Origin of the sequence: Chamaesiphon sp. VAR_48_metabat_403 (assembly GCF_031422475.1) — a bacterium.
In the GTDB taxonomy this organism is placed as follows: domain Bacteria; phylum Cyanobacteriota; class Cyanobacteriia; order Cyanobacteriales; family Chamaesiphonaceae; genus Chamaesiphon.
In genome coordinates this window covers 1-6,872 of sequence record NZ_JANPLS010000104.1, presented here as the reverse complement: position 1 = coordinate 6,872, position 6,872 = coordinate 1, and the positions used below count along the sequence as shown (strand labels likewise).

The 6,872-nt window shown below is 45.1% G+C and carries 7 protein-coding genes; 1 reads left to right on the top strand and 6 read right to left on the bottom strand.

The window, feature by feature from the left end:
* From RMO79_RS05440 to RMO79_RS05420, 5 genes are all read right to left on the bottom strand, one after another.
* Positions 1-1,008, bottom strand: a 1,008-nt coding sequence (locus tag RMO79_RS05440; RefSeq protein ID WP_310482040.1) for a carotenoid oxygenase family protein, incomplete at its 3' end; no start/stop codon positions are given.
* Positions 1,009-1,171: 163 nt separating this feature from the next.
* Entirely contained in the window at positions 1,172-2,620 is a 1,449-nt protein-coding gene (locus tag RMO79_RS05435) for a folate/biopterin family MFS transporter (protein ID WP_310482039.1), read from the bottom strand.
* A gap of 165 nt (positions 2,621-2,785) precedes the next feature.
* Entirely contained in the window at positions 2,786-3,343 is a 558-nt protein-coding gene (locus tag RMO79_RS05430; protein ID WP_310482038.1) for a DOMON-like domain-containing protein, read from the bottom strand.
* Positions 3,340-4,440, bottom strand: a complete 1,101-nt coding sequence (locus RMO79_RS05425) for an aminoglycoside phosphotransferase family protein (RefSeq protein ID WP_310482037.1) — start codon at positions 4,438-4,440, stop codon at positions 3,340-3,342. The genes RMO79_RS05430 and RMO79_RS05425 overlap by 4 nt, the downstream gene beginning before the upstream one ends.
* A gap of 136 nt (positions 4,441-4,576) precedes the next feature.
* Positions 4,577-5,539 (bottom strand): hypothetical protein, encoded by a 963-nt coding sequence (locus RMO79_RS05420; protein ID WP_310482036.1) that lies wholly within the window; start codon positions 5,537-5,539, stop codon positions 4,577-4,579.
* Between the two features lie 260 nt (positions 5,540-5,799).
* Between RMO79_RS05420 and RMO79_RS05415 the strand changes: the two genes are divergently transcribed.
* A complete protein-coding gene (locus RMO79_RS05415; protein ID WP_310482035.1) occupies positions 5,800-6,009 on the top strand; it encodes a hypothetical protein in 210 nt (69 codons plus the stop codon).
* Here the strand turns inward: RMO79_RS05415 and cobA are convergent, their stop codons facing one another.
* The gene (gene cobA / locus RMO79_RS05410) at positions 6,010-6,777 is read right to left on the bottom strand and encodes a uroporphyrinogen-III C-methyltransferase (protein ID WP_310482034.1); all 768 of its coding nucleotides are present in this window, start codon (positions 6,775-6,777) and stop codon (positions 6,010-6,012) included. It lies immediately after the preceding gene.
* Positions 6,778-6,872: the final 95 nt, after the last annotated feature.

Here is a 6,872-nt window from a genome sequence, read left to right as displayed (position 1 = left end):
AAAATCGATCTCGCGGAAGTCTTTATCGGGTTCGACTTCGGGGAAAGTTGGGTAGGCAATTGAATCGATCGAGATTTTACCATCTTGCTCGAAGGCATTGGCATGGTGGAAGACAAATCCTGATTTAGTTTCGAGGGTTTGCATTTTTTCGCCACTGCGAGGATTGCGGGGAATGATGATGATTTTGGTCGGTTTTTCGGGTTGGAATTTGACACATTCGCCCGCACCTTTGAAGCCGAATAGGAATGGGAAGGGATTGAAGCCAACGGGGTTTTGGAAGAAGATGCAATAATTAGGGGTAATTGCAAAATCGTGAATAAAGGCGAAGCCAGGGATGGTATGTGAATGCTCTTCGACGACTTTGCCATCTAGATCTAATTCATAGATGGTAATCCCGGTTAACAGTCCGGTTGCATCAAATTTACCCGCTTTTAATCCAAAGTTGACCATTCGATTTTGTTTAGGATCGAATAATGGATGCGCCGCAAATGGGTCTCCAGGTTTGAGGGTGTTATTTAGATATTCAATGCCTAATGTATCTAAAGTTTTAGGATCTAAGCGATGGGGTTCGGCAGCTTCCCACAATGCGAGTAATTTACCACCCCAATAAACGACTTGAGTGTTAGCAATATTTTTGAGATTAACATCAAACATATTACTCATCCAACCGCCAGCTTTCTGGGTACCAAATACACCACGATAGAGAAATTTACCTGCGGCTTGTTCGGCTAAATATGCCTTGGTTTGAACGAACCGATTGAGGAAGTGTGCTTTACCATCTTTAAATGTAATCCGACAAATCATCCCATCGCCATCGAATGGATGCCGCACCGATTCATCATTAATGTCTAACATTCCCGGCCCATTTCGGAACAAGGTTCCGGTTAATTCTGGGGGAATCTGCCCTTCGATTTCGGTAATTTGATAATCATATTCTTGTTTCTGCGATCGATATCCTTGTTTCCATTGTTCTAAATTATAAGGAAGTTCGGTAGTTTGCGTTTTCATATTATGTAGATGAGGTATTTAAATAGCTTCATTCGAGGTTGAATTACCCCCAACCCCTCTTTATAACGGGCGGGGTGGGTAGATCTACGCAGCAACTCAATCGACTCGTAGATCGAGGGTAGAGTTGAACAAGGTAAAACTTATATAGTAATAAATAATTAGTTTAACTTTCAGCATTAGTTTCCAGAATTTCTGGTAACATATCAGGGATGAAAGATTGGTTGCCGATGATGCCTGTTTGTGAATGCTCCATCGCACTAGAAGGTGGAATCAATCGCGAAGTTTTTTCGCCTAATTGTGGCTCTTCATTTGGTAACAAGTTAATAAAGATTAGTGGCAGCATACTTCCAACATTGGCAATTAATACTAACAGCCATAATTTATCAAAATTGGTATCGGTGACACCGAGTAGATGCGTCAGAATTGCACCCCCCTCTTTAGATACTAAACCAGATAAATTGAGAACGGACATTAGTAAGGCAAATAAAGTCGCTTCAATTCCGGGCGGACATAATCTCGCTGCTAATACCAGCACGGGCATAAAAGTTAATTGACCCATCACAGTTAAAATCAAACTATCGCCTAGTGCGAACCAATGGTCGTCGATACCTAAAGTGCGATTGGTATGCGTAACTAATAGTAATGCTGTCAAACCTAATAAGGATGAAAATAATGTCGTCCAAATAAAGATTTGCCGGAACGGGATAGTTTTTAAAAAACGTTGAAATAACCACACCCCTAGTAATGATGCCAAACTAGTTACCAGCCGTACGCGTCCGAGAAATTCGGGCGTAAAACCCAGCTCATTGGTACTGAAGTAGAAAAAGGCTGAATCTGCTGTCGGCGTACATTGCCAAATAAATAGAAACAGCGTCGGCATCCAGATCGCTTTTTGGGTCAAAGCCTGCCACAATTGCTGCATCTGCTCTTTAACTATCGCCTGACGTGCGCCATCTGCGGGTGCGACAGGTTCCTCGGCAATCCACACCGCAGCCGCCGAAACTAGCAGCGGGAATGCGGCGGTAAAAGCAAAAACCGTGCGGGTACTAAAATGTTCGAGCAGTAACCCGCTAAAATAAGCCGTCAACAAGCCGCCGACTGCGGATGCACCCCAGCATAGAGCTTGCAACGAACCAGCTTTACCGACAGATTCATCCCTAGCGCGTTCGACAATTAAAGAGTCTACAATTACATCGCTAAATGCGACCGAAAGTGAAGTAATTGAAATCGCAATTGTCGCAGCAGTCGCTGTATGTACCAGATATGCCAAGCTCAACCAGGCACCGACACCCAGCAAACCCGATAAAATCAGGTAAGGTCGCCTTCTGTAGCCAAAGATGGGCAACCCATCAGAAATAAAGCCAAATACAGGTTTAATTACCCACGGTAAGGCGGCTATCCCCATCAGCGCAGCAACTTCGGCTGGTGATAATGCAAGTTCGTCTTTAAGGAAGAAACTTACCGCCAGTCGCGAGATCCCCAAAATGCCCTGCACGGCATATACTAGCAAAATTGCCAGCAGTTCGGGACTCGGTTGATGTCCGAACAAGATTTTAGCGAACATCGAGTCTTGAGTATCGATTTCTGATGACTCGGAACGATCGGTCAGCATTATTAAAAAATGTTACGCAGGATTTATGCTCTATGTTAACTCATCTTTACATAGCGATCGAGCGATCTGAGTGAAATTCTCCTACAGAGACGGGGGGACTGGGGGACGGGGAGACGGGGAGACGGGGAGAGTGCAATAAATAAAGATAACTTTTCTAACAGTGTCTTAGATTTTGATGATGAAACTATCGCGGCGGTGAAAATCGGCTTCGGTGCCGGGATGGGTTAATGCCCAATAGCTAATTTCATGCTGGTTAGATTCAATTACTGTTGTTACCGAAATCTCGATTTCTTGTTGGATGGGAATGATTCTACTTAGGCCGAATGTTAATGTTAATAGTAGAGAATTTGCTTGTCGATCGATCTTAAACGGTAATGATGTAAATGCTAGTTCGTTTTGTAAGCCCTGACGATAATTATCCAAGTGAAAAACATTCCAATCGCCACTCGGTGAAAGATTGAATTCCCAGTATTCTAAATTATCTGGAATGCCGATGAAAAACTCAAAGCAAGTAGTAGACCACAGCTCAAATTTGCGACTGGGTATGATTGCGGGTGGATCGATCGCGTTGGCGGAGCCTCTCTGAAGGAGAATCGTATCTAAATCGCCTTGGAGTTGATATTCGATCGATAACAGCTCGTTCTGGCGATCGATTTTGCCGCTCAGTTCGATATTTGGTAATGAAGCTTGCGATCGAAACGGAATCAGCTTAAACTCATTCATCCCCGCAGCTCCTCAATCATCGATCGGATTGCTAATTCTTGGGCTTCGATACTTTCGGTCAACTTAAACTGTACCAGTGCGCGATCGAGATTATGGGTGGGATATTTAACTTTAAAATAAATATTTTCTGCCAGATAATCGGTGAAAAATCTCAATCCTAACTCGAAGGCAATTAACCGCATTGCATCAAACAGATAGTCGTAGTCATCCGCGCCTAAGAAGCCGCGCGCTTGCGATAGATATCCGTCCAAAATTGCCCGACACATCTGCGTGTCAAAGTGTACCCGTTCCCACTCCTTCGTCTCCTCGCCGAGTGGATTACAACCCGATCGCAAGCAATCGCCGATATCATAGTGTACCAGTCCCGGCTTGACCGTATCGAGATCGATCGCCCCGATCGCCTGTTGGGTGGTGGTGCAAATCATCACGTTATTCACTTTAGGATCGCCGTGAATCGGTCGTAACGGCAGCTTGCCACTAGTTTTAGCATCTTCGAGTACTCGCGCCCATTCTTGCCGCTCTCTCACGAACTGGAGACAATAATCTACTTCCCGATTTAGCTCTCTGGTATGTGTCGGCAGTATTTGATGATAATATTCCAGATATTGGGGCGTAATATGAAATCCCTCTAGCGTATCAGCTAATTTATCGGGATCGAGATCGCTAATCAAATGATGAAATCGCCCCAGTGCATAACCAACTTCCCAGCCATGTTGAATGTCTTGGATGATATCGAGCGTTTGGGAACCATCGATAAAGCTAATCGCGCGCCAATACGAGCCATCGGGTTCGATCCAATGGTCGCACTTGTCTATTGTTAATAATACTCGCGGCACTACCCATCTTCGTCCCGCAGGTGCTGTTTCACTCTGCAATTTCTCGTGCATATGCTCGGTAAAAATTCGCATGTTCTGCATGACTAGCGCGGGTTGTTGAAATACATGAGTATTAATCCGCTGCAAGACAAAATGCGGCTCTGTGACATCAGCAGTCGTCACCAGAAATGTATCATTAATATTGCCACTACCAAACGCCCGCAGTTCGGTAACTTCTCTGGATGCAGCAAATTGTCGAGCGATATTAGTTAAACGATCCAATGTTTTATTTGGGGGAGATGGGAGATGGAATCGGGGAGCGGGGAGTGGGGAGTTTGGGGAGTAATTAGACTTCCAATCTAAAATACTCCTTACTTCTTACTCCCCGCTCCCCGCTCCTTACTCCCATCTCCGACAATTATCTCGCAACTTGCCGTGTCGATTTATTTTCTAGCGATTCAAACAGAGATTTTTCCTCAAGCGTAATCGAATTACGTTCGGTGACAAGTTGATTGTAACTGGCGGTTTGCTCTTTGAGTTGAACGACTAACCGATTGTAATTGCGGACGCGCTCGTTAAAAGTAGCGACGCGGGTATTATAATCGGTTTGAGGATTGGCGACAATCGCAGTTTGAATTGTCGATCCTTCAATCTCCACCTGCTTAGACTCTTTTTTGACTCGCTCGGATAGCTCTTCTAACGCCAAATTTTGGATTGACAATTGTTGAGCCAGTAGCTTTGCCTTACTCCTAAGTGCGGTAAATCTGCCTTCATACCCTTCAGATAAAGCCACGATCGGCGATCGATCGGTAAAATAGATCCGGTAATGTGCTTCTAGTTCGGGGCTGAGATTTCTCACTTCCGTACCCAAAATTGAGTGTAGCTCATTATCTACCGATCGGGAATCCTGATCTCGATATGTTTGGATAATCTTCCGAATCCGAGGATTATCGAGTTGGCTGAGTACTGCTTGCAATTGCTTATTAATTTGCGATTGCTCGAAGATCGACATCCGCTGATAGACAACATGCAACATCTCATGCGCGGCTGTCACTTCCATCACGCCTTGCAAGCGTGAATCGGTAACTGCTTGCAGAAAAATTCCTTTAGTGGGTACATAGCAACCCAGCACGATGGTGTGCTCGGAACTTTTGCACAATTTTAGCGATGACTTAGTTGATTCGATTGTGGGCTGATTGACGTAAAATAACCGCCGCGCGGTATCTGTCATCATCGTCGTGGTGGCAAGTCTGGCAACTGCTGGTGGCGGCTGATACGTCAGTAGTCTACTCCAGTCTTCTAATTCTTGAGTAAATCTAATCCCCACGACAACGACAGCAATCATCATTGCTATAACGAGATAACGTTGTAGTCGTTTCATGAAGAGTAATTAAATAATGTTGCAGGCTGGCAATTCTTTCAGATTCTACTTTAACAGGCGATTTCGATTCTTGCACTAGCCGAGGGGGGAAGGGAATAGGGGTAAGCTCACAATGCTAGTAGTAGAAAATGGTGCATGATGTGAGTAAAAAAGATGTTAATCTTCGTTGCGGTGCTAGTGCCAAAGCCGGATCGCGTGTGCTAACTTTGGTGAGCAAGGCTTAAAGCATCGATCCTTAATTTTTAAAGAGCAATTCAGTGATGGAGAACAATTTCGCCCAGACTGCCCTAGATTCTCAACTAGCAGCAGGTGAAGAAATGAGTGACTATGTAGCTCATCTACAAGTACACATGGCACTTCAAGCTCGCAATCTAGTCCCAACGCTGACAAATGCTGCCGATAGTCGGGAATTATTCCTCTATCAAACCCAAGCACATTTTGAAAAGCTGGCATCTCGGCAAATCTGCTAATTACATGTCTGTCTGTGCATAATGGCTGCCTAAAATGTGGTGAAGATTGACTACGTTGCCAATTATCGCGATCGAAGGCGCACTGAATTGGGAAATTTCGACTTCCCGCACGATCGTTTCTAATGTGGCGACCAATTCTTGCTGCTTGGGTGTAGTCCCCCATCTGACTAGCGCAATGGGGGTATTACTAGCTAATCCCGCCGCTGTTAACTCCGCCGCAATTCGATCGAGGTTGTGGATACCCATATATACTACGATCGTTTCGGCAGCTTTAGCGATCGCACTCCAATCGACCCCAGGACGGTATTTACCCGCCATTTCGTGTCCGGTGACAAAAATCACTGAAGAACTGTAATTGCGATGCGTCAGGGGGATGCCAGCATAGGCTGGAGCGGCAATTCCCGAAGTCACACCGGGCACTACTTCAACCGATATTCCCGCCGCAACGAGATCTTCCATTTCTTCGCCACCGCGCCCAAAAATAAACGGATCGCCACCTTTAAGGCGCACTACCACCGCATGTTCGCGCGCTTTGGCAACTAATAACTCGGTCGTTTCGTGCTGGAGCAGGGAATGTCTACCCATCCGTTTACCCGCATCAATTTTTTCTGCGTGTGGCGAGATAGTTGCTAAAATTTCTGCACTGACTAGGGCATCATAAATCACCACATCAGCCGACTCTAGTAAGACTTTACCCTTAATCGTCAGCAATCCCGGATCTCCAGGCCCCGCACCCACTAAATAGACTTTACCAACTGTCTGTGTCACGTTCTTGCTAGGGGATAGATTTTGGATTTTGGATTTTGGATTTTGGATTTTGCTAAATCACTATTCACTATCTCAAGATTTTACCAATCGTGGCT

What these genes read in the sequence shown, in the direction of transcription:
- RMO79_RS05420 (WP_310482036.1), bottom strand. Translation starts at nt 5,539, where the DNA reads ATGAAACGACTACAACGTTATCTCGTTATAGCAATGATGATTGCTGTC.
- RMO79_RS05430 (WP_310482038.1), bottom strand. Translation starts at nt 3,343, where the DNA reads ATGAATGAGTTTAAGCTGATTCCGTTTCGATCGCAAGCTTCATTACCA.
- RMO79_RS05415 (WP_310482035.1), top strand. Translation starts at nt 5,800, where the DNA reads ATGGAGAACAATTTCGCCCAGACTGCCCTAGATTCTCAACTAGCAGCA.
- RMO79_RS05435 (WP_310482039.1), bottom strand. Translation starts at nt 2,620, where the DNA reads ATGCTGACCGATCGTTCCGAGTCATCAGAAATCGATACTCAAGACTCG.